This window comes from Capillibacterium thermochitinicola (assembly GCF_013664685.1).
GTDB classification, from domain to species: Bacteria; Bacillota; UBA4882; order UBA10575; family UBA10575; genus Capillibacterium; species Capillibacterium thermochitinicola.
Genome location: NZ_JAAKDE010000015.1, coordinates 67,541 through 86,815 on the forward strand (window position 1 = coordinate 67,541; position 19,275 = coordinate 86,815).

Here is a 19,275-nt window from a genome sequence, read left to right on the forward strand (position 1 = left end):
TTTTATTCACGAATTCTCTTCTTCCAATACCGGAGGTTTTAATGATGATGAAACGCCGTGTTTTTCTTGTGGTTTTGGATGGGGTTGGAATCGGGGCCTTGCCCGATGCCGACCGCTATGGAGATGAAGGCAGTAACACCTTGGGTAATATGGCGGCGAATGTGGGCGGGCTGAAGGTTCCCTTCCTGACCACCCTGGGTTTGGGCCGGATCGAACCTTTGCTGGGGGTTCCTGCGGTGGAAAACCCACGGGGAGCGTACGGGAAAATGGCTGAAGCTTCAGCTGGTAAGGATACGATCACCGGCCACTGGGAGTTGACCGGGGTGGTTTTGGACCGGCCGTTTCCGGTGTACCCCAACGGTTTTCCCGATGAGATTATTGTTCCCTTCACCAAAGCCATCGGCCGGGGCGTCCTGGGGAACAAAGCAGCTTCCGGGACGGAGATCATCAAGGAGTATGGGCCAGAGCATCTGGCGACCGGCAAACCGATCGTCTATACTTCGGCCGACAGTGTTTTTCAGATCGCCGCCCATGAGGAGATCATCCCCATCGACGAGTTGTACCGGATCTGTACCACGGCCCGGGAACTTCTGCGGGGTGAGCACCAGGTTGCACGGGTGATTGCCCGGCCGTTTATTGGCCAGCCCGGTTCCTTTACACGGACGAAACGGCGGCGGGACTTTTCCGTTGTACCGCCGGAAGAGACGATCCTGGACCGGCTGGCCGCCAGTGGCGTTGCCGTTGTTGGCGTTGGTAAAATCGAAGATATCTATAGTGGACGGGGCTTGACCGCCAGCTACCATACAGGGGATAACATCAGCACCTTAGAGCAACTGTTGGTCTTGGGTACCGAGCTGGAAGGACCGGCTCTGGTCTTTGCCAACTGTATTGATTTTGACAGTCTATACGGCCACCGGAATGATCCGGCGGGGTTTGCGGCCGCGCTGACCACCGCCGACGGTTATCTGGAAAAGATTGCCGCATTGTTAAAGCCGGAAGATGTGTTGATCATCACGGCCGACCACGGGGGTGACCCGACCACGCCCAGCACCGACCATTCCCGGGAATATGTTCCTTTGTTGGTGACCGGCCCGTCCGTGCGGCCGGGTGTTGCCTTGGGGGTGCGGACTTCCTTTACCGACGTGGCCGCGACCATAGCCGATCTTTTCGGGGTCGCCGGCTGGACGAAGGGGATAAGTTTCTTCCAGGAAATGGCCCTGACGGCAGAAAAATAAGAAAGTTCGCGAAAGGTTTTGACGGGTAAAACAAGAATAGATAATCGGATAAGGGTATTATCGTTAACTCTAGTGAAAAATTATGTGTCGGTGACGATTAGGAGTTAAAGCAACAATAGATATCGCTCAAAGGTAAAAAAGAACAAGCGGTATACAAAACGGGGGGGGTGAGCAAGGTGCGCATGGTTGACGTGATCAGTCGGAAACGTGATGGTCTGGAACATACACCGGAAGAGATCGCCTATATCGTCCAGGGGATCGTGGATGGGAGTATTCCCGATTATCAACTGGCGGCCTGGTGTATGGCGGTTTATTTCCAAGGGATGACCCCACGGGAAGCGCGGGATATGGCGGTTCGGATGGCCGCTACGGGGGACCAGGTTGACCTTTCACCACTGCCGGGGGTGAAGATTGATAAACACTCCACCGGCGGCGTGGGGGACAAAACTTCGTTGGTGGTGGCCCCCTTGGTGGCGGCGGCCGGCATCCCGGTCTGTAAGATGTCCGGACGGGGACTGGGCCATACCGGGGGAACCATCGATAAACTGGAATCAATCCCCGGTTTCCGGACGGAACTTACCCTTGACGAGCTGTTTGCCCAGGTCAAAAAGATTGGGGTCGGCTTGGTCGGGCAAACCGGAAATCTGGTCCCGGCCGATAAGCGCCTCTACGCGCTCCGGGATGTGACGGGGACTGTGGCCAGCATTCCTTTGATTGCGACCAGTATCATGAGTAAAAAGCTGGCCGGTGGGGCCGACGGTTTCGTCCTGGATGTGAAGGTGGGCGACGGTGCTTTTCTGAAAACAAAAGAAGAAGCGGAGAAGCTGGCGGAGTTGATGGTCGCTATCGGGAAAAACGCCGACCGCAAGACGGTGGCGGTTCTTTCCAACATGGATCAACCGCTGGGGAAGGCCGTCGGTAACGCTTTGGAGGTCAGGGAGGCCATCGCCACCCTGCGGGGTGAAGGCCCGGCCGATCTGGAAGAGTTGTCCCTGGTTCTTGGGGCCCAGATGCTGGTTTTGGCCGGAGCGGAAAAAGAGGTGGCAGTGGCCAAAGCCAAACTGCAAGCGCTGCTTGACAGTGGCGACGGCTTGCGTGCCTTTGGCCGTTGGATTGAGGGACAGGGTGGTGACCCGCGGATCGTCGATGACCCGGAACGCCTGCCGCTGGCCGCCCATGTGGTCGGGGTCAAGAGCCCGCGTTCGGGTTATGTTGCCAAATGGGCCACGGAAACCCTGGGCCTGATCTCGATGCGGTTGGGGGCCGGACGGGCGCGGAAAGAAGACCCGATTGACCACAGTGTTGGTTTGGTGATCGAGAAGAAACTCGGAGACTGGGTTGAAGCGGGCGAGGAGATTGCCAAAGTCTATGCCCGTACGGCGGCGGAAGCGGAAAACGGGGCGGCGGAAGTTTTGGCCGCAGTGCAACTGGCCCCGACGCCACCGCCTAAAAAACCGTTGGTGATCGGGTATATCATTTAATTGGCAAAGAGCCCTTGATCCATTTACCATTGTCCACAGCCGCAAGATGAGCTAAGATGAGACAAGGAGTAACAGCAAAGTTCTTGCCATGTTTATATACCAAATGTAAGGAGTGAGATGATGGGGCTGAAAACTTTTAAGAAAGGGATTCATCCCCCAACCAATAAAGAATTGACGGCTTCTTTACCGGTTGAAGAACTGCCGCTTCCGGCCCAAGTTGTTTTGCCGCTCGGGCAACACATCGGCGCCCCGGCCAAACCGTTGGTGGCGGTAGGGGACGAAGTGGCGACCGGGCAGAAGATCGCCGAAGCACAAGGGGGAGTCTCCGTTCCTTTGCACGCCAGCATTTCCGGGAAAGTGGTTGCCATTGAACCCCGGCCCCATGCAAGCGGGCAACTGCAACCGGCGATTGTGATCGAAAGTGACGGTGCCGACCGGCGGGCCCCGGATCTGATCTCTGGGCGCAAGCTGGAGGAGCTGACGGCCGACGAGATTAAGGCCTTGATGAAAGAAGCCGGTCTGGTCGGCATGGGCGGGGCCGCCTTTCCGACGCACGTCAAATATTGCCCGCCGGAAACCGAAGCGACCCAAGGCCAATACTGTCCGGTAAAACCTGTTGATTATGTCATCCTTAACGGTGTGGAATGTGAACCTTATTTAACCTGTGACCACCGGTTAATGTTGGAACAGACGGCTGATGTGATCCGCGGTTTGCTGGCCTTTATGAAGGCGGCCGGTGCCCCGCGGGGGATAATCGGCGTAGAAGCGAACAAACCCGATGCCATTGAGGCTTTGCGGAAAGCGGCGGCCGGCTACCCGGTGGAAGTTGTTCCTTTGAAGGTCAAATATCCCCAAGGAGAAGAGCGGATGTTGATTTACGCCGCGACCCGTCGGAAGGTCCCGGTGGGGGCTTTACCAATTGCCGTTGGGGTGATCGTCAATAATGTGGCAACGGCGGCGGCTTTTGGTCGTTATCTTCGTGAAGGGATGCCCCTGATTGACCGGATCGTCACGGTGACCGGAACAGGGATTAAAACTCCGAAGAATTTGCGGGTGCGGATCGGTACTTTACTGGAGGATGTCATCAACTACTGTGGCGGGTTCCCGGAACCGCCCGGGCGGATTATCCTGGGCGGGCCGATGACCGGTCCGGCAATTTACCGGTTGGATGTACCAATTATGAAAGGTACTTCCGGGATTTTGGTCCAGACCCGCGCCGAGGTGAAGAAATACCAGGCGATAACTTGTATTCGCTGCGGAAAGTGTGTTGATGCTTGCCCGTACAACTTACTCCCTAATTATCTGGCTGACTATGCAGAACATGGCAAATTAGGGGACGCAGAAAAATACGGACTTTTTGATTGTCGTGAGTGTGGTGCCTGTGCGTACGTCTGTCCAAGCAGGCGGCCATTACTCCAGTTGTTCAAGAACGCAAAACAACAAAGCAAAGCAGCACAAAAAAAGCGATAGGGGGGTATTATTTTGTTAGAGACCGAAGTCGTTGTTTCCGCTTCACCCCATTTACGTGCGGGGTTAAGCGCTGAGCGGATTATGTGGCTGGTGGTTGCCGCGCTTATACCGGTGGCGGCAGCTGGTGTTTACTTTTTTGGCTGGCACGCGCTTTGGATCATTTTAGTCTCGATGGTGACGGCGGTCTTAACGGAGGCGATCACGCGCCTTCTGTTGAAACGGCCGGTTACAATCGGCGACGGCAGCGCGGCCGTAACCGGTTTGTTATTGGCTTTAACGCTTCCGCCCACGGTGCCGTTGTGGATCCCGGCGGCCGGGTCGGCCTTTGCGATTGTTCTGGGGAAACAGATCTACGGCGGTTTGGGTTATAACCCGTTTAACCCGGCTTTAATCGGGCGCGCCTTCTTGCTTGCTTCCTGGCCGACCTTAATGGTGAAGTGGGTTTGGCCCGCGGATGCTCTGGACTGGGCCATGGATTCCACTGCGGCATCGCTTGGGATATCGGTGGATGCGGTCTCGGGGGCAACGCCCCTTGGACTCTGGGCGGACGGCATTACCAGGATTCCCTATCTTCAGCTGTACCTGGGAAATATCGCCGGCTCCCTTGGGGAGACGTCGGCGTTAGCCATATTGCTGGGTGGCTTGTTTTTGTTGGTCTATAGGATCATTGACTGGCGGATTCCCGTCAGCTATTTGGGGACTGTGACCTTGCTGGCCTTTCTGATGGGCCAAGATCCCCTCTTTCACCTCTTGGCGGGGGGGTTGATGCTGGGGGCCTTTTTCATGGCCACCGATTACGTGACTTCTCCGGTTACCCCGCGGGGCCGTCTTCTGTTCGGGATTGGCTGCGGGCTCTTTACCATGTTGATCCGGATGTACGGCGGACTGCCGGAGGGGGTTTGTTATTCAATTCTCCTGATGAATCTTGCCACGCCACTACTGGACCGCTGGACGGTACCAAAGCGGTTCGGGGAGGTGAAAGCCAATGGGTAAACATGAATGGCGTTTGATTCTGGTGCTCACGGTCATCTGCGTGGTCTCCGGCGGGGTGCTGGGTTGGGTGAACACCCTGACCGCACCGGCGATTAGGGCCCAAGAGGAACTGGCTAAAGAACGGGCTTTACAAGAAGCTTTACCCGGCACCACCACTTTCACGGAAGAACCGGCCTTGCGCAAAGAGCTGGAAGAAGCGGGCCTGGCCGGGATCGTGGAAGTGTACCGGGCTTATCGTGACGAGGAAGAGATGGGTTTTGTTTTCACCGTTGACCAACAGGGCTATGGGGGGCCGATCCGGATGGTGATCGGCGTCACGGCGTCGGGGAACCTTTCCGGCTTGACTGTGATCAGTCATACCGAAACTCCCGGATTGGGCGCGAAGATCACAGACGCTCGATTCTTGACGCAACCGGCGTTCCGGGAAGCGATGGTCGGGATGACGCTGGCCGTGACGAAGGACAAAGGAGAAGTGGATGCAATTGCCAGTGCCACCATCTCCTCACGGGCGGTTGTCCGCGGGGTGAACGCGGCTTTAACCGCCGCCCAATCTTTACTGGACGCTGAAGCGATGAATGGGGGTGTCGACGTTGACTAAATGGCAGATCTTCAAGAACGGTGTTTTCAACGAAAACCCCATCTTCCGCCTGGTTTTGGGGATGTGCTCCACCTTGGCGGTGACCACTGCGGTCGTGAACGGAATCGGAATGGGGATTGCCACCACTTTGGTGCTGACCGGTTCGAATGTGATCATTGCTTTGCTGCGGAAGATCATTCCCAAGGAGATCCGCATCCCGGCGTACGTGGTGGTGATCGCCACCTTTACCACGATTGTCGATAAGACGATGGCGGCGACCATGCCCGACTTACACCGGGTGCTCGGGATCTTTATTCCGCTGATTGTGGTGAACTGTATCGTTCTGGCCCGGGCAGAAGCCTTTGCCTCCAAGCATAACCTGGTGGACTCCACCTTCGATGGCTTGGGGATGGGGTTGGGCTTCACCCTGGCTTTAACCTTGTTAAGCTTCATCCGGGAATTGGTGGGAACCGGTACTTTGCTGAAAGCCACCGATTTCGGTTTTGAAGGTTTTTCCTTTTTCCCCGAAGATCTGGGGGCGAAACTCCTGATTTTACCACCGGGGGCTTTCATCACCCTCGGCCTGTTGCTGGCCGGGATCAACTGGCTCGTGGCCCGAAAGGGGGAAAAGTAACATGACTGAATATCTGTTGATTGTCCTTAGTGCGATTTTTATAAATAACTTCATTGTGGCGCGGTTTTTGGGGATCTGTCCCTTCTTGGGGGTTTCCAAACAAGTGGAGACGGCAACCGGGATGGGAATGGCGGTGACCTTTGTGATGGCCTTGGCTTCCGGGATCACCTATTGGCTCCAGAAGGTGCTGGTCATGTTCAACATCGAGTTTTTGCAGACGATCACCTTTATTTTGGTCATCGCGGTCCTGGTGCAGTTTGTCGAGATGGTGATCAAAAAGAGCAGCCCGGTGCTTTACCAAGCGTTGGGGATTTACTTGCCGCTGATCACTACCAACTGTGCGGTTTTGGGGGTAACCATCATCAATGTCACCGAGAACTATAATTTCCTCCAATCGGTAGTCAACGGGATCGGTGGTGCGCTTGGCTTTTCGTTACTCTTGATTTTGTTTGCCGGGATCCGGGAACGGTTGGCTTTTGCTCCGCTACCGAAAGCATTGGAAGGGATTCCGATTGCTTTGATTACGGCCGGGCTGGTCTCCATGGCCTTTCTGGGCTTTTCCGGGTTTAACCTTGAGGCTTTGTTGGGATTTTAAGGCGGAGTCCTTACCAATGCGGTCTTAGCTGTTGACGTTGTACAAGAAGTCGACATAGAAAATTCCGACTAAAGGAGTTGACAACATGGAAGCCGGAAGCATGAGTATCATTCTGCATGGCGTTGCCGTTTTATTGGTGCTTGGGGCCGCTTTTGGCTTGGGTCTGGCCATTGCCTCCCGCAAGTTGGCCGTGGAAAGCGACCCGCGGATCGATGAGATTGAGGCGTTACTACCCGGGGCGAACTGCGGCGGGTGTGGCTATCCCGGTTGCCGCGGCATGGCGGAAGCCATTGTCGCCGGGGCGGCACCGGTAACCGGGTGTCCTGTTTTGAAGGACCACTCCCCCATTGCCGCTGTGATGGGGGTGGAAAGCACCGCGACGGAACGCCTGATCGCAAGGGTCCGTTGTGGCGGCGGGCGGAAGGAAGCGCCGCAGCGTTTCATCTATTTTGGCGTGGAAGACTGTGCGGCTGCCCAAAGTCTGGGCGGGGGAGCCAAAGCTTGTACCTATGGCTGTCTCGGCCTGGGCAGTTGCGTTAAAGTTTGTCCCTTCGGGGCGATGAAAATGTCGGACAATGCCCTGCCCGTGGTGGACGAGGAGAAATGCACCGGTTGCGGCTTGTGTGTGAAAGCCTGTCCCCGCCAGATCATTACCCTCTGGCCTTATGATAAGAAGGTGACCGTCCTGTGTATGAATAAGGATAAAGGGGCGGAGGTCCGGGCCGTCTGCAAAGTGGGCTGTATCGCTTGCCGGCTCTGCACCAAGAACTGCCCCACGGGGGCAATTCCGGTCGAAGACAATCTGGCGCGGATCACCCCCGAGCTCTGTACCAATTGTGAAATTTGTGTAGAAAAGTGTCCGATGAAGACGATTAAAGGAGCGAAAAAGCAGGAAAGAGCCGTGGGATAGGGAAATAATATTAATGGTTTGCCGCGGTGCCTGAAAAGGCACCGCGGTGTAAATCCAGTCGGGAGGTGGCGACGATTCATCCGATTATTCTTGCTTCCGCCTCGCCCCGCCGTCAGGACCTCCTGACCATGCTGGGCCTGGAGTTTAAGGTGATCGCCAGCTCCTTTGAAGAACGGGCGAAGCTGGACCCGGCGGCCCCGCCCGCGGAACAGGTCGTGACCACGGCGCGCGGGAAAGCGGAAGAGGTTTTTCGTCTGACGGCCAGTGTACCGGAGACCGCGGACAGCCTGGTGATTGGGGCCGACACCATTGTGGTGCTGGATGGGGAGGTTTTAGGGAAACCGGCCGACCAGGCAGAAGCCCGGCGGATGCTAAAGACCCTCTCCGGCCGCTGGCACCAGGTCTTTACCGGACTGGCCCTTCTCCATCGGGAAAAAACCCTTACTGCTTATGAAATGACCCGGGTTCATTTTCGTCCGCTGACCGACCGGGAGATCGATGCTTACCTGCGTACTGGCGAACCGATGGACAAGGCCGGCGCCTATGGGATTCAGGGGCTTGGTGCCATCTTCGTTGACCGGATTGAGGGCTGCTTTTATAACGTCATGGGCCTCCCCGTCCCCCGGCTTGCGCTTTTGTTAAAGGAATACGGGATTAACCTGCCGGAGGTGAAAACCCTTGTCGGGACCGGTGATTAAAGCGCTTCCGGCGGAGGAGCGCCCCCGGGAAAGGTTGGCACGGTACGGGGCGGAGAGCCTCTCAAACAGCGAATTGATGGCCATTGTCCTCCGGACCGGAACCACCGATCTGTCTGCCCTGGATCTGGCCAAGCTCCTCCTGGCCAAGTTTGAATCTTTACCAAACCTGGCGGCTGCAAGCCTCCAGGAGTTGTGCGCGGTCCGCGGCGTGGGGAAAACCAAAGCCATTCAGCTGCTGGCCGCTTTTGAACTGGGGAAGCGGTTACAGACCGCCCGGCTGACCGAAGACCAACCGCTGTCTTCACCTCAGGAAGTCGCCGGTTTTTTAATGCCGCGCCTGCGCTTCCTCGACCAGGAACATTTTCTGACGCTGCATCTTAATACGAAAAACCGGCTGCTCAGCATGGAGACGATCTCCATCGGCACTTTGGATGCTTCTCTGGTGCACCCCCGGGAAGTATTTAAAGCCGCGATCCGCCAAAGCAGCGCTTCCTTGATCTTAGCCCATAACCACCCCAGTGGCGATCCCCGTCCCAGTCAGGAAGATATCAAGCTAACGCACCGTCTTAAAGAGTCCGGAGAGCTCTTGGGTATCCCCATTCTCGATCATGTGATCATTGGCGACCACAAATATTACAGTATGAAGGAAGAAGGATTGATCTAACGGATCAGGTTTTGTCTTTCGAGAGAATCCACATTATATTTTTTGACAACCGGAGGGAAATAATTGATGCTCAAAAAATTGCTCGGACGTTTTTCGCGGGATATGGGAATTGATTTAGGTACGGCCAACACTCTCGTTTTTGTCAGTAACCAAGGGATTGTCCTTCAGGAACCAACCGTTGTTGCTTTTGACCGGGACTCCGGGAATATAATCGCCGTTGGTCAAGAGGCCAAACAGATGGTGGGCCGGACACCGGGCAGTATCGTTGCGGTCCGGCCGATGAAAGACGGCGTGATTGCCGATTTTGAAGTGACGGAAAAAATGTTGCAATATTATATAAAGAAAGCCGGGCGGCGGCGGGCTTTTTTCGCGCCCCGCGTGGTGATCAGCGTTCCTTCCGGGGTTACGGAAGTGGAAAGACGGGCGGTGATGGATGCGGCCCGCGAAGCCGGTGCCCGTGAGGTTTTCACTATAGAAGAGCCGATGGCCGCCGCGATCGGGGCGGGTCTTCCCATTCAGGAACCCACCGGCAATTTAATTGTTGATATTGGCGGGGGCACGACCGAAGTCGCCGTGATCTCCCTGGGCGGAATCGTGACGAGCCGCTCGATCCGGGTGGCGGGCGACGAGCTGAACGAGGCGATTACCCAATATATTAAAAAATGTTATAATTTAATGGTAGGCGAACAAACCGCCGAAGATATTAAAAGAACGATCGGGTCGGCTTATCCCCAGAAGGAGGAGGAGACCCTCGAAGTGCGCGGCCGCGATCTGGTGACCGGTTTGCCGAAGGTAATCACCATCTCCTCCCAGGAGGTCATGGAAGCGCTGGCGGAGCCGGTGGGGGCGATCCTGGAAGCGGTCAAAATGACATTGGAAAAAACTCCGCCGGAACTGGCTGCCGATATTCTGGACCGGGGGATCGTGATGACGGGTGGCGGTGCCCTCCTCCGGGGTCTGGACCGGCTCCTGGCGGAAGAGACCGAAATGCCGGTGCAAGTGGCCGAAGACCCCTTGACGTGTGTCGCCAGGGGGACGGGCAAGGTGCTTGAAGAGTTGGATCAGCTGCGCAAAGTCTTAATCTCGAATAAACGCTGAGCGGTCCGGATCAGCGCCGGGTGAACCGGAAAGCGCCGGGCGAAGCAAATAAGCGCTGAGCGAAGAAGATTAGGAAAAGGGGCCGATTAAGGTGTTGCAACCTTTAGTCCAAAAGCGGGTTTTACTGGTAACCCTAGCCGTTTGTTTTTTGGTCGTGACCGGCTTGATGTTCTATTCGTCGCAGGAGAGGGAGAAGGAGATCTGGCTTGAGCGGGCGTTTAAGTTTGTTTTGTATCCTTTCCAAAAGGCAATCCATGCGGTAACCACTTTTGTGACGGATTCGTGGACAACCATCAATGAACTGGGCGCACTGCAGCGGGAGAACGACGAAATGCGCAAGCGCCTCTCCGAGCTGGCGACGGAACTTTCCCAGCTGGAACAGTTGCGCGCGGAGAATGAACGGTTACGGGAGCTTTTACAGTTCAAAGCCGCCTCGACATTGGAGCTGATCCCGGTCGAGGTGGTGGCCAGAAACCCCCGTAACACCAGTGATACGATCACGATTGATAAAGGGAGTAACTTTGGCTTAACCCGGAATATGCCGGTGATTACCGCCGAAGGACTGGCCGGACGGTTGTTACGGGTCGAACCCTTCTCCTCCGAGGTTATTTTGCTGACCGATCCCCGCCCCGGCAACAGCATGAGCGGGGTGATCGAACGCACCAGGGAACTGGTTTATATCTACGGCGGGGGCAAAAAGGGAACCTGTTTGGTTAAACCGTCGGATTTGAGCGTCAAGTTGCAAACCGGCGACCGGATTTTAACTTCGGAATCCAGTTTGTTTTTTCCGAAAAATTTGGTCATCGGCACCCTGGTCGAAGTATATGCTTCCGAAGACGGTTATGAGCAATATGCCTATTTGGAACCGGCCACCGACTTTAGCCGGTTGGAGTACCTGTACGTGGTTAAGGAGAAGTGAAGAGAGGAGGAAGGGAGCGTGACGGTTGGGAAGTATGTGCTGTTTATCTTCATTCCATTGGTTTTGCAGACTTCACTCTTTCCCCATCTTTCTCTCTTTGGCGTAATTCCGAACCTGGTTTTGATTACGACCGTTTGTTATGGTCTGTTACAAGGGATCCGGCCGGGGTTGTATTTTGGGCTGCTCAGCGGGCTCTGTTTGGACCTGGCCGGGAGCGGTATTTTGGGGATCAACATAACAATCCTCGGCCTTTTGGGGTTCGGTGCCGGGTATCTGGAAAGGTTGATTTTCAAAGGATACCTGGTCATCCCCCTCTGCATGGTCCTGGCCGGGACGATCGTGGCCGAGCTCTTTTCCTTAAGTATTCTGCTGGCCTTTGGTTGGCGGATTGCCTTCCTTTCCTTTCTCGGGGCGACGCTTTTACCATTATGCCTGTATAACATGGTGCTGACCGCCCCTGTTTACTACGGGCTGAAAAAAGGCCTTGATCTTATTCGCGAGCGAAGGTTAAAGGTTGGTGCGTGACATTGAACAACCGGACAATTACAGGACTGGACAGAAGTGTTAAGGTCCTTACCATCCTGGTGATCCTCATCTTCTCCGTGCTTCTCTGCCGCCTTTGGTATTTACAGATTGTCAAGGGAGAGGAAAAATACGCGGAATCAAGTAGCATCCGGATGCGGCCGATTCGGATTACCGCCCCCCGGGGGAATATCTATGACCGGTGGGGCGAATTGTTGGTGACCAGCCGGTTTTCGCATGTTGTTTCCGTTGTCCCGGAAGACGTGAAAGACAACCCTTATGTGGTCCGTTTTTTAAGCCAAGTTTTGGAATTGTCCGAAACAGAGTTGTTTCAGATGATGGAAGAGAGAGCCAAATACCAAAAGGACCAGTATGTTCCGTTGAAAAGGGATGTGAACCCGGTAGCGATTGGACAGATTCTCGAAGCAAAGCTTGATCTGCCCGGTGTGGTGGTGGAGGATTATCCGGTCCGTTACTACCCGAAAGGGGAATGGGGCGCGCATCTCTTTGGCTATATCGGTGAGATTAGTGAACAAGAACTGGCACAGCGGCGCGGTCTTGGGTACCGTCTCGGCGATGAAATCGGCAAGATGGGTTTGGAAAGAACCTATGACCTTGAACTCAAAGGAGAAGAGGCCGTCCGGATCTGGGAAGTGGACCGGGTGGGGCAACCCATTCGCGTGTTGGAAGAGAAGAAGTATGTTCCCGGTCACAATCTGCACCTGACGATTGATGCCCGCCTGCAGGCTGTGGCGGAACAGGCGATCCGCGATCAGATCGCCTGGGCCCGGGCCCAGACCAACGAACAGTACAATAAGGCCAACGCCGGATCTGTTGTGGTGCTGGACCCCAGAAACGGTGAGATTCTTGCCCTCGTCAGCTATCCGGAGTTTGATCCCAATTTATTTGTGGGCAATATTTCGCGGGCAGCCTTTAACGAATTAATTAACAACCCGTTGAACCCCTTCTCCAACCGGGTGACGAGAGGGAAGTTTATGCCCGGCTCCACCTTTAAACCGATTACCGTTTTGGCCGCGCTGGAGGAAAACCTGGTCAAGCCCGGTGAGATTTTCAACTGCACGGGTGTGATCCGGTTTGGCAACCGGCAACTGCGGTGCAGCCAAGTCCATGGCAAACTGAATATAGTTGACGGCCTAAAAAACTCCTGTAATATCGTCATGGCGGAGCTGGCCTTCCGGTTGGGACCGGAAAAACTGGCGAAGTACGCCAGGTTATTGGGTTTGGGGGCAAAGACCGGCTTAAGATTGGAACCGGAGGAGTTGGACGGGCTGATTGGTGATCCGGAATGGAAAAGGAAAGCGCGGGGTGAACCCTGGTATCCAATGGAAACGGCCCTGATCTCCATCGGTCAAAGTTTTGTTGATGTGACCCCCATTCAACTGGCGCAGGTCTATTCCACCATCGCCAGTGGCGGTACGGTTTATCAGCCCCAATTGGTGCGGGAGATCACGACGGCCGCGGGGGAGACGGTGACCAAGTTTGCGCCGAAAGTCATCCGGGAGATCGAGATTGATCCGGAGAACCTCGCCATCGTGCGGAAAGGTTTGGAACAGGTGGTGACGGAAGGAACTGCCCGGTATGTTTTCCAGGGTTTCCCGCTCGACCGGATTCCGGTGGCCGGGAAAACCGGAACCGCCGAGAATATTGGGAAGAACGATTATGCCTTTTTTGCCAGTTACGCACCGGCCGACAATCCCGAATTGGTGGTGGTGGTGGTGATCGAAGAAGGCGGTTACGGTTCCCAGGCAGCGGCACCGGTGGCCCGGAAGATTTATGAAGCCTATTTTGGACTGAACCAGCCGTCAACGGCCAACAAGTAAGCGCCGCGGGCCGAGGCGGAAGCGGGTACTTTTTTGCCCGGTACGCACCACCCGGCAAGAACCGGTGGCGGAAGGCCTAGATTGACGGGAGGATTTTCCAACCGTGTTGTGGAATAAAAAGAGAAAATTGCCTAAGGTGTGAGCGAAGGATGCTAGTATCGGTATCAAGGCCCGTCCATGTCGAGCAACTGGTGTTTAAAGGGCTGAAGCAAGGGTTGACGCTGTTTGTCCCCGAAAATGATTCCTTTGTGCACTGGTTGGAAGTATTGGACCGGCAGTTGGACCAGGCCAAAGGTTTTTTTCAAGGCGGTGCCATCCTGGTTGAACTGGGCGAGCGCCAACTAACCCCCGGTGAACTGGCGGGATTAAAAAGAGTATTGGCCAAATACCGGATCCGGATCAAAGGTTTCAATCCGGTGCTGCGGAAGAAAACCAACCCGCGGGTTGAAAAACGGCCACCGGCCTCCTCCGGTGTTCTCCTGGTCAAAGGAACGGTCCGGAACGGGCAACGGTTGGAGAACGAGGGCGATATTGTCGTGAAAGGGGATGTGAACCCCGGCAGTGAGATCGTGGCGACCGGGGATATTATTGTTTTAGGTGCCCTGCGCGGAATTGCCCATGCGGGGGCCGGGGGCAACGTAAAAGCGGAGATTATCGCCTTTACTTTGGCCCCGGTTCAATTGCGGATTGCTCATATTATCTCGCGCGCCCCGGAAGGCAGGAAAGAGTGGCAAGGCCCGGAGGTTGCTTACATCAAAGGGGAAAAGATTGTTGTTGAGCGATTATAGGAGATAAAGGAGGATTCTTTTATGGCTGGACGGGTGATCGTTGTAACTTCCGGAAAAGGTGGCGTGGGGAAGACCACGACCGTGGCGAATATCGGAACCGGTTTGGCGCTGCGCCATAAAAAGTGGTGATGATCGATGCCGACATCGGCCTGCGTAATCTGGACGTGGTGATGGGGCTCGAAAACCGGATTATCTATGATTTGGTTGATGTGGCGGAGAAGACCTGCCGTTCAGTGCATAAAGCGCTCATTAAGGACAAGCGGTTGAGCAATCTTTATCTGCTTCCGGCGGCGCAGACACGGAATAAGGATGCGATCAGTCCGGAACAGATGATTGCAATCGTTGACGAATTAAAAGAAGAGTTCGATTATGTCCTGGTGGACTGCCCGGCCGGAATTGAACGGGGCTTTGAAAATGCGGTGGCTGCCGCGACGGAGGCGATCGTCGTTACCACACCCGAGGTCTCCGCGGTCCGCGATGCCGACCGGATCATCGGCCTGTTGCAAGACCGGGAGATCTATGAGCCGGTGTTGATTCTGAACCGGCTCCGGCCCGATATGATTCGCCGCGGCGATATGATGGATGTGGATGACATTAATGACATTTTAGCCATTAAACTGCTGGGGATTGTCCCTGATGATGAGGAGATTATCATTTCCACGAACAAAGGAGAACCGGCTGTTTTAAACGACCAATCCAAAGCGGGGGAGGCTTTCCGTAATATTGTCCGCCGGTTGGAAGGTGAAGAGGTTCCGTTTATGTCGGTCAATGGTGAACCGGGGCTCTTTGGCCGGTTCTTGAAGCTGCTTAACGGGAAGTAAGGGGAGCGGTGCCCAGGAAGAAGCGGAGGGAAAGGGGTAAGAAGGAATGAAATTGTTTCGTGAAGAATCCCCCAGCAAAAAACAGGCGGTTGAAAGGTTGCGTCTGATCCTCGTTCATGACCGGGCGAAGGTCTCCACCGGTTTGCTAGAGCAATTAAGAGAAGAGATCATCAACGCCATCTCCAAATATGTGGAGATTAAGGAAGAGGAGATTGAGATCGAACTGAACGCCACCGAAACCAAGGCTGAATTGGTGGCCAATATTCCCGTCGTCAGGGTGCGTCGCGCTGTCGAGTAAACACTGCCACTGGCGTTAAAGAAAAGGTGACGAAGCGTTGTGGGATAAAAAAACACTCAAAAACATCGATTATTATTTGCTGGTCTCTGTTTTTCTCTTGGTCATCATCGGCTTGGTGATGGTTTATAGTGCGACCAGAAACAATTATGATCTAACCGGCGGCGACCCTTATGCGATTGTCAAAAAACAACTGGTGGCTGCGGCTATCGGGGTCGTCGGGATGGTTTTTATCATGTTCAGCGATTACCGGCTGCCCGACCTGATGTACCAGATTCTTTACGGGCTCAACCTTTTGTTACTGGTTATGGTCCTCTCGCCCCTTGGCCTGGAGGTGAAAGGGGCAAAATCCTGGATTAATCTGGGTGGGTTTTCGCTGCAACCCTCGGAATTTGCGAAGCTATTAGTGATTCTGACTTTGGCCAAACATTTGGCGGAGAAAGAGGAGATCGATTCCTTTTGGGATCTGTGGTCGCCCTTTGTGCATATCGCTCTTCCGCTGCTGCTGATCCTGCTGCAGCCGGATCTTGGAACGACGTTGGTTTTTATCTTTTTCTTCTTTGTCATGCTGTTTGTGGCCGGGTACAGCCGCCGCTTTTTGCTGTTGATTATTCTCGCCGGGGTTATGAGTTTGGTCTTGCTCTTTGCTAGCCATTATTTCTTCGGCACTCCGTTACCCTTCAAGGAGTACCAGATTCGACGGATGATGATCTTTCTCAATCCGGACCGGGACCCCACGGGGAGCGGGTGGAATGTGCGCCAGGCGATCATTGCGGTCGGGTCCGGTCGCTTTTTCGGGAAAGGACTTTTCCAAGGAACCCAGGGTCGTCTGGGGTTTTTGCCGGAAAGCCACAATGACTTTATCTTTGCGATTCTCTGTGAAGAATTGGGCTTTATCGGCGGCTTTTTGACTCTGGTTTTATTCTTCATCCTGATCTGGCGTTGCCTGGTCATTATCCAACAGGCGAAGGATAAAAACGGGGCGCTGGTGGCCGCCGGAATCATGGCCATGTTCCTCTTTCATATTCTGGAGAATATCGGGATGAATATCGGGATCATGCCGATTACGGGAATCCCCTTACCGTTTATCAGTTCCGGGGGCAGCTCGATGATTACCAACCTTTTCGCCATCGGCTTTTTGGAAAACATCTGGATTCGCCGGCAGAAGCTGCTGTTCTGACCGGTTGGCCGTGAAAAGTAAGAAAAAATAAAAAAACACGAACCCGGGTTTTAGGCAAGCGGGTTCGTGTTCTTTTTTTATTGTTTATTGTTAGCCGCGCATCACCTTACCGGCGATTCCGTCCCGCATGGAGGTTACACGGGAGGGTAGGCTCATCGCCGGGGGTAAAGGACATGGTTTCCACCGCGTCAAAGGGGCAGAAGGGGGTGGCGATTAACCCCGATTCGGTACAGACCTCCAGGACGACCTCTTCGCTGGAGGTCTCCCCGTGCAGTGGGCAGTTTCCGGTCGGCATCGGACTGCCGTCGGTGGTTTCCGTGCCGGTTACCGCCCAGTAGGTTTTGGTGATCACCCGGTCCGCCGGGCAGAAGGTGGTGGCCAGGGCGCCCGAGTCGAGACAGACTTGGAGGATTATTTTACTCCCAAGGTCGGGGGCGGAGTGGGTCGGACAGGAATCCACCGGTTCCGTCCCGGCAATGAAGACTTCCCGGATGGTCTCCGGACAATAGGGGGAAGCCAGGTAACCGGTCTCGGCACAGACTTCAATATTGGTTGAGACACCCGCCGGGACCGGGAAGTCGGTGATCGGCCGGTTTTCCAACACCCGCCGGGCAAACCGTCCCCAGATTTCGGCGGCGTAACCGCTAGTAATTTTGGTGTTATTTACAACCAGAGGCACAGCCTGGCTGTCATTGCCGATCCAGACGCCGGCGATGATCTCCGGCGTATAACCGACAAACCAGGCGTTGGTGTCTTGGTCGGAGGTCCCGGTTTTCCCGGCGGCCGGCCGCCCGATCCGGCCCCGTCGTCCGGTCCCGTTTTCAATAACCCCTTTGAGCATATCCGTGACCACGTAAGCCACCGACTCCCGGATCACGACCCGCCGTTTGGGTCCATTCTCCAATAGAACCCGGCCTTGGCTGTCGGTTACTTTAAGAATGGCGAGGGGTTCGGAATAGATTCCCTTGTTGGCAAAGGGTGTATAGGCGGCGGTCAATTCCAGCGGGGTGACCCCGCGGGTTAAACCACCCAAAGCCAGGGGGGAGAGGGCCATATCATTCAATCCACCGCTGGAGACCAGGCTCGTCAGGCCCATGTTCTGCGCCATCTTAAAGATAGTGCTCACGCCCAACTGGTCGGTGAGGCGCACGGAGATTGTATTGAGGGAATTCTCCAAAGCCGTACGTAAACGGACCGGCCCCTGGAAGGTTTTGCTGAAATTCTGGGGGATCCAGGACCCACCGTCACCGGAGGGGTATTCGATCTCCTCGTCAATCAAGACGGTAGCGGGGGTGAACCGGTGGCTGTCAATGGCCGCCGCGTAAACAAAGGGTTTGATACAGGAACCCGGCTGGCGGTAGGCTTTGGTTGCCCGGTTTAACTGGGTGTTTTGCCAATCACGCCCGCCAATCATCGCTTTGATGTGGCCATTGGTGGGGTCCATGGCGACAAAAGCAATCTGCGGCTGGGTGACATTGTTTCGGTCCGGCTTCCCGGTGGGCAGGTCGGCGATGGCCTCTTCGGCGATGGCCTGCATCCGCAGGTCCAGGGTGGTGTAGATCCGGTAGCCTTGGGTGTAGAGGTCTTCTTCAGTGAACATGTTGTGTTTAACCGTTAGTTCTTGAATGATGTAGTCGACAAAGTAGGGCGCATTCCGGATCCGGGCCCCTTCGCTGACTACCCCCAGCGGTGTTTGACGGGCCTGGGCGGCCTCTTCGGGGGTGATGAATTTGGCCTCCACCATTTTTTCGAGGACGAAATTCCGGCGTTCCAGGGCATTTTCCGGGTTTTTGAACGGGCAATAGTAACCCGGACTGCGGATAATCCCGGCGAGTAAGGCAAACTGGGGTAACTCCAGTTCCCAAATGTGCTTATTAAAATAACGCTGGGCTGCGGCTTCCACCCCGTGGGCTCCGTTCCCGAAGTAGATATAGTTCAAGTAGCGCTCTAAAATTTCGTTCTTTGATAAATTCCGTTCCAAATTGATCGCGTAAAACCATTCTTTAACCTTTCGCGAGATGGTTTTCTTGTGGGTCAAGAGGGAAACTTTGGCGTATTGCTGGGTGATGGTGCTGCCCCCTTGTTTAAAGTCCCAAGCCAAAAGGTTTACCCAGACGGCCCGGAGGATTGCTCTGATCTTGATCCCCCGGTGGTTGTAAAAATCCGGATCCTCGACGGCAATGATCGCGTTTTTCATCATCTCGGGGATCTGGTCAAAATCCACGGGGATACGGTTTTCCTGAAAAAGGCGTTGAACAATATCGCCATTGATATCATAGATGATCGTCGCTTCCACCGGGGGCGGGGGGTTGTCCGGAATTTTTGAACCAAAAATTATTCCGGCCGCGATCCCGAGGAAGAGCCCGGAGACAACGACGATTCCGATTAAACGCCATGATAAGCCGAAAGGTTTATGTAGTAGTTTGGCCATCATCTGCCCCTCCCAGTTTGGTAGGTGAAAGAATTGCATATTTTCCAACCGAAGTCTATATATTGGGCTTGAAAAGGCTTGACAGAAGCACCGGCCGTCAGGCCATCCCGCAGGTCAGAAATT

The 19,275-nt window shown here is 54.9% G+C and carries 18 protein-coding genes and 1 pseudogene; 18 read left to right on the forward strand and 1 reads right to left on the reverse strand.

Annotated elements, in window-relative coordinates:
- The first annotated feature begins 47 nt into the window (after nt 1–47).
- From G5B42_RS08000 to rodA, 18 genes and pseudogenes are all read left to right on the forward strand, one after another.
- Nucleotides 48–1,235, forward strand: a complete 1,188-nt coding sequence (locus tag G5B42_RS08000; RefSeq protein ID WP_181340008.1) for a phosphopentomutase — start codon at nt 48–50, stop codon at nt 1,233–1,235.
- 182 nt (nt 1,236–1,417) lie between these two features.
- Nucleotides 1,418–2,716, forward strand: coding sequence for a pyrimidine-nucleoside phosphorylase (locus G5B42_RS08005; protein ID WP_187350984.1), 1,299 nt, complete (start codon nt 1,418–1,420; stop codon nt 2,714–2,716).
- Between the two features lie 120 nt (nt 2,717–2,836).
- A complete protein-coding gene (rsxC, locus tag G5B42_RS08010) occupies nt 2,837–4,186 on the forward strand; it encodes an electron transport complex subunit RsxC (protein WP_181339948.1) in 1,350 nt (449 codons plus the stop codon).
- Nucleotides 4,187–4,198: 12 nt separating this feature from the next.
- Complete coding sequence (locus G5B42_RS08015) at nt 4,199–5,179, forward strand: RnfABCDGE type electron transport complex subunit D (RefSeq protein ID WP_181339949.1); 981 nt, start codon at nt 4,199–4,201, stop codon at nt 5,177–5,179.
- Entirely contained in the window at nt 5,172–5,777 is a 606-nt protein-coding gene (locus G5B42_RS08020; RefSeq protein WP_181339950.1) for an RnfABCDGE type electron transport complex subunit G, read from the forward strand. The genes G5B42_RS08015 and G5B42_RS08020 overlap by 8 nt, the downstream gene beginning before the upstream one ends.
- Nucleotides 5,770–6,390: an electron transport complex subunit RsxE gene (gene rsxE / locus G5B42_RS08025; RefSeq protein WP_181339951.1), complete on the forward strand. Its 621-nt coding sequence runs from the start codon at nt 5,770–5,772 to the stop codon at nt 6,388–6,390. The genes G5B42_RS08020 and rsxE overlap by 8 nt, the downstream gene beginning before the upstream one ends.
- A gap of 1 nt (nt 6,391) precedes the next feature.
- Nucleotides 6,392–6,985: an electron transport complex subunit RsxA gene (gene rsxA / locus G5B42_RS08030; protein ID WP_181339952.1), complete on the forward strand. Its 594-nt coding sequence runs from the start codon at nt 6,392–6,394 to the stop codon at nt 6,983–6,985.
- An 85-nt stretch (nt 6,986–7,070) separates the two neighbouring features.
- A complete protein-coding gene (locus tag G5B42_RS08035; protein WP_231133366.1) occupies nt 7,071–7,895 on the forward strand; it encodes an RnfABCDGE type electron transport complex subunit B in 825 nt (274 codons plus the stop codon).
- A 26-nt stretch (nt 7,896–7,921) separates the two neighbouring features.
- The gene (locus G5B42_RS08040; protein WP_331274084.1) at nt 7,922–8,593 is read left to right on the forward strand and encodes a Maf family protein; all 672 of its coding nucleotides are present in this window, start codon (nt 7,922–7,924) and stop codon (nt 8,591–8,593) included.
- Entirely contained in the window at nt 8,574–9,257 is a 684-nt protein-coding gene (gene radC / locus G5B42_RS08045) for a RadC family protein (protein ID WP_181339953.1), read from the forward strand. Before G5B42_RS08040 ends, radC begins: the two co-directional genes overlap by 20 nt.
- Before the next feature lie 66 nt (nt 9,258–9,323).
- A complete protein-coding gene (locus G5B42_RS08050; protein WP_181339954.1) occupies nt 9,324–10,355 on the forward strand; it encodes a rod shape-determining protein in 1,032 nt (343 codons plus the stop codon).
- A 94-nt stretch (nt 10,356–10,449) separates the two neighbouring features.
- Nucleotides 10,450–11,274 carry a rod shape-determining protein MreC gene (mreC, locus tag G5B42_RS08055; protein ID WP_231133367.1) on the forward strand — a complete coding sequence of 275 codons (825 nt, stop codon included), beginning with the start codon at nt 10,450–10,452 and terminating at the stop codon, nt 11,272–11,274.
- Between the two features lie 18 nt (nt 11,275–11,292).
- The gene (gene mreD / locus G5B42_RS08060; protein ID WP_181339956.1) at nt 11,293–11,799 is read left to right on the forward strand and encodes a rod shape-determining protein MreD; all 507 of its coding nucleotides are present in this window, start codon (nt 11,293–11,295) and stop codon (nt 11,797–11,799) included.
- A gap of 2 nt (nt 11,800–11,801) precedes the next feature.
- On the forward strand, nt 11,802–13,637 hold the full coding sequence (gene mrdA / locus G5B42_RS08065) for a penicillin-binding protein 2 (protein ID WP_181339957.1): 1,836 nt from the start codon (nt 11,802–11,804) through the stop codon (nt 13,635–13,637).
- Nucleotides 13,638–13,786: 149 nt separating this feature from the next.
- On the forward strand, nt 13,787–14,425 hold the full coding sequence (minC, locus tag G5B42_RS08070) for a septum site-determining protein MinC (protein WP_181339958.1): 639 nt from the start codon (nt 13,787–13,789) through the stop codon (nt 14,423–14,425).
- A gap of 21 nt (nt 14,426–14,446) precedes the next feature.
- Nucleotides 14,447–15,246: pseudogene (gene minD / locus G5B42_RS08075) on the forward strand (septum site-determining protein MinD).
- Nucleotides 15,247–15,292: 46 nt separating this feature from the next.
- Nucleotides 15,293–15,544, forward strand: coding sequence for a cell division topological specificity factor MinE (gene minE, locus G5B42_RS08080; RefSeq protein ID WP_181339959.1), 252 nt, complete (start codon nt 15,293–15,295; stop codon nt 15,542–15,544).
- A gap of 37 nt (nt 15,545–15,581) precedes the next feature.
- A complete protein-coding gene (rodA, locus tag G5B42_RS08085) occupies nt 15,582–16,721 on the forward strand; it encodes a rod shape-determining protein RodA (protein ID WP_181339960.1) in 1,140 nt (379 codons plus the stop codon).
- A 106-nt stretch (nt 16,722–16,827) separates the two neighbouring features.
- Here rodA and G5B42_RS08090 read toward each other — a convergent pair whose 3' ends face one another.
- Nucleotides 16,828–19,152 (reverse strand): transglycosylase domain-containing protein, encoded by a 2,325-nt coding sequence (locus G5B42_RS08090; protein WP_181339961.1) that lies wholly within the window; start codon nt 19,150–19,152, stop codon nt 16,828–16,830.
- Nucleotides 19,153–19,275: the final 123 nt, after the last annotated feature.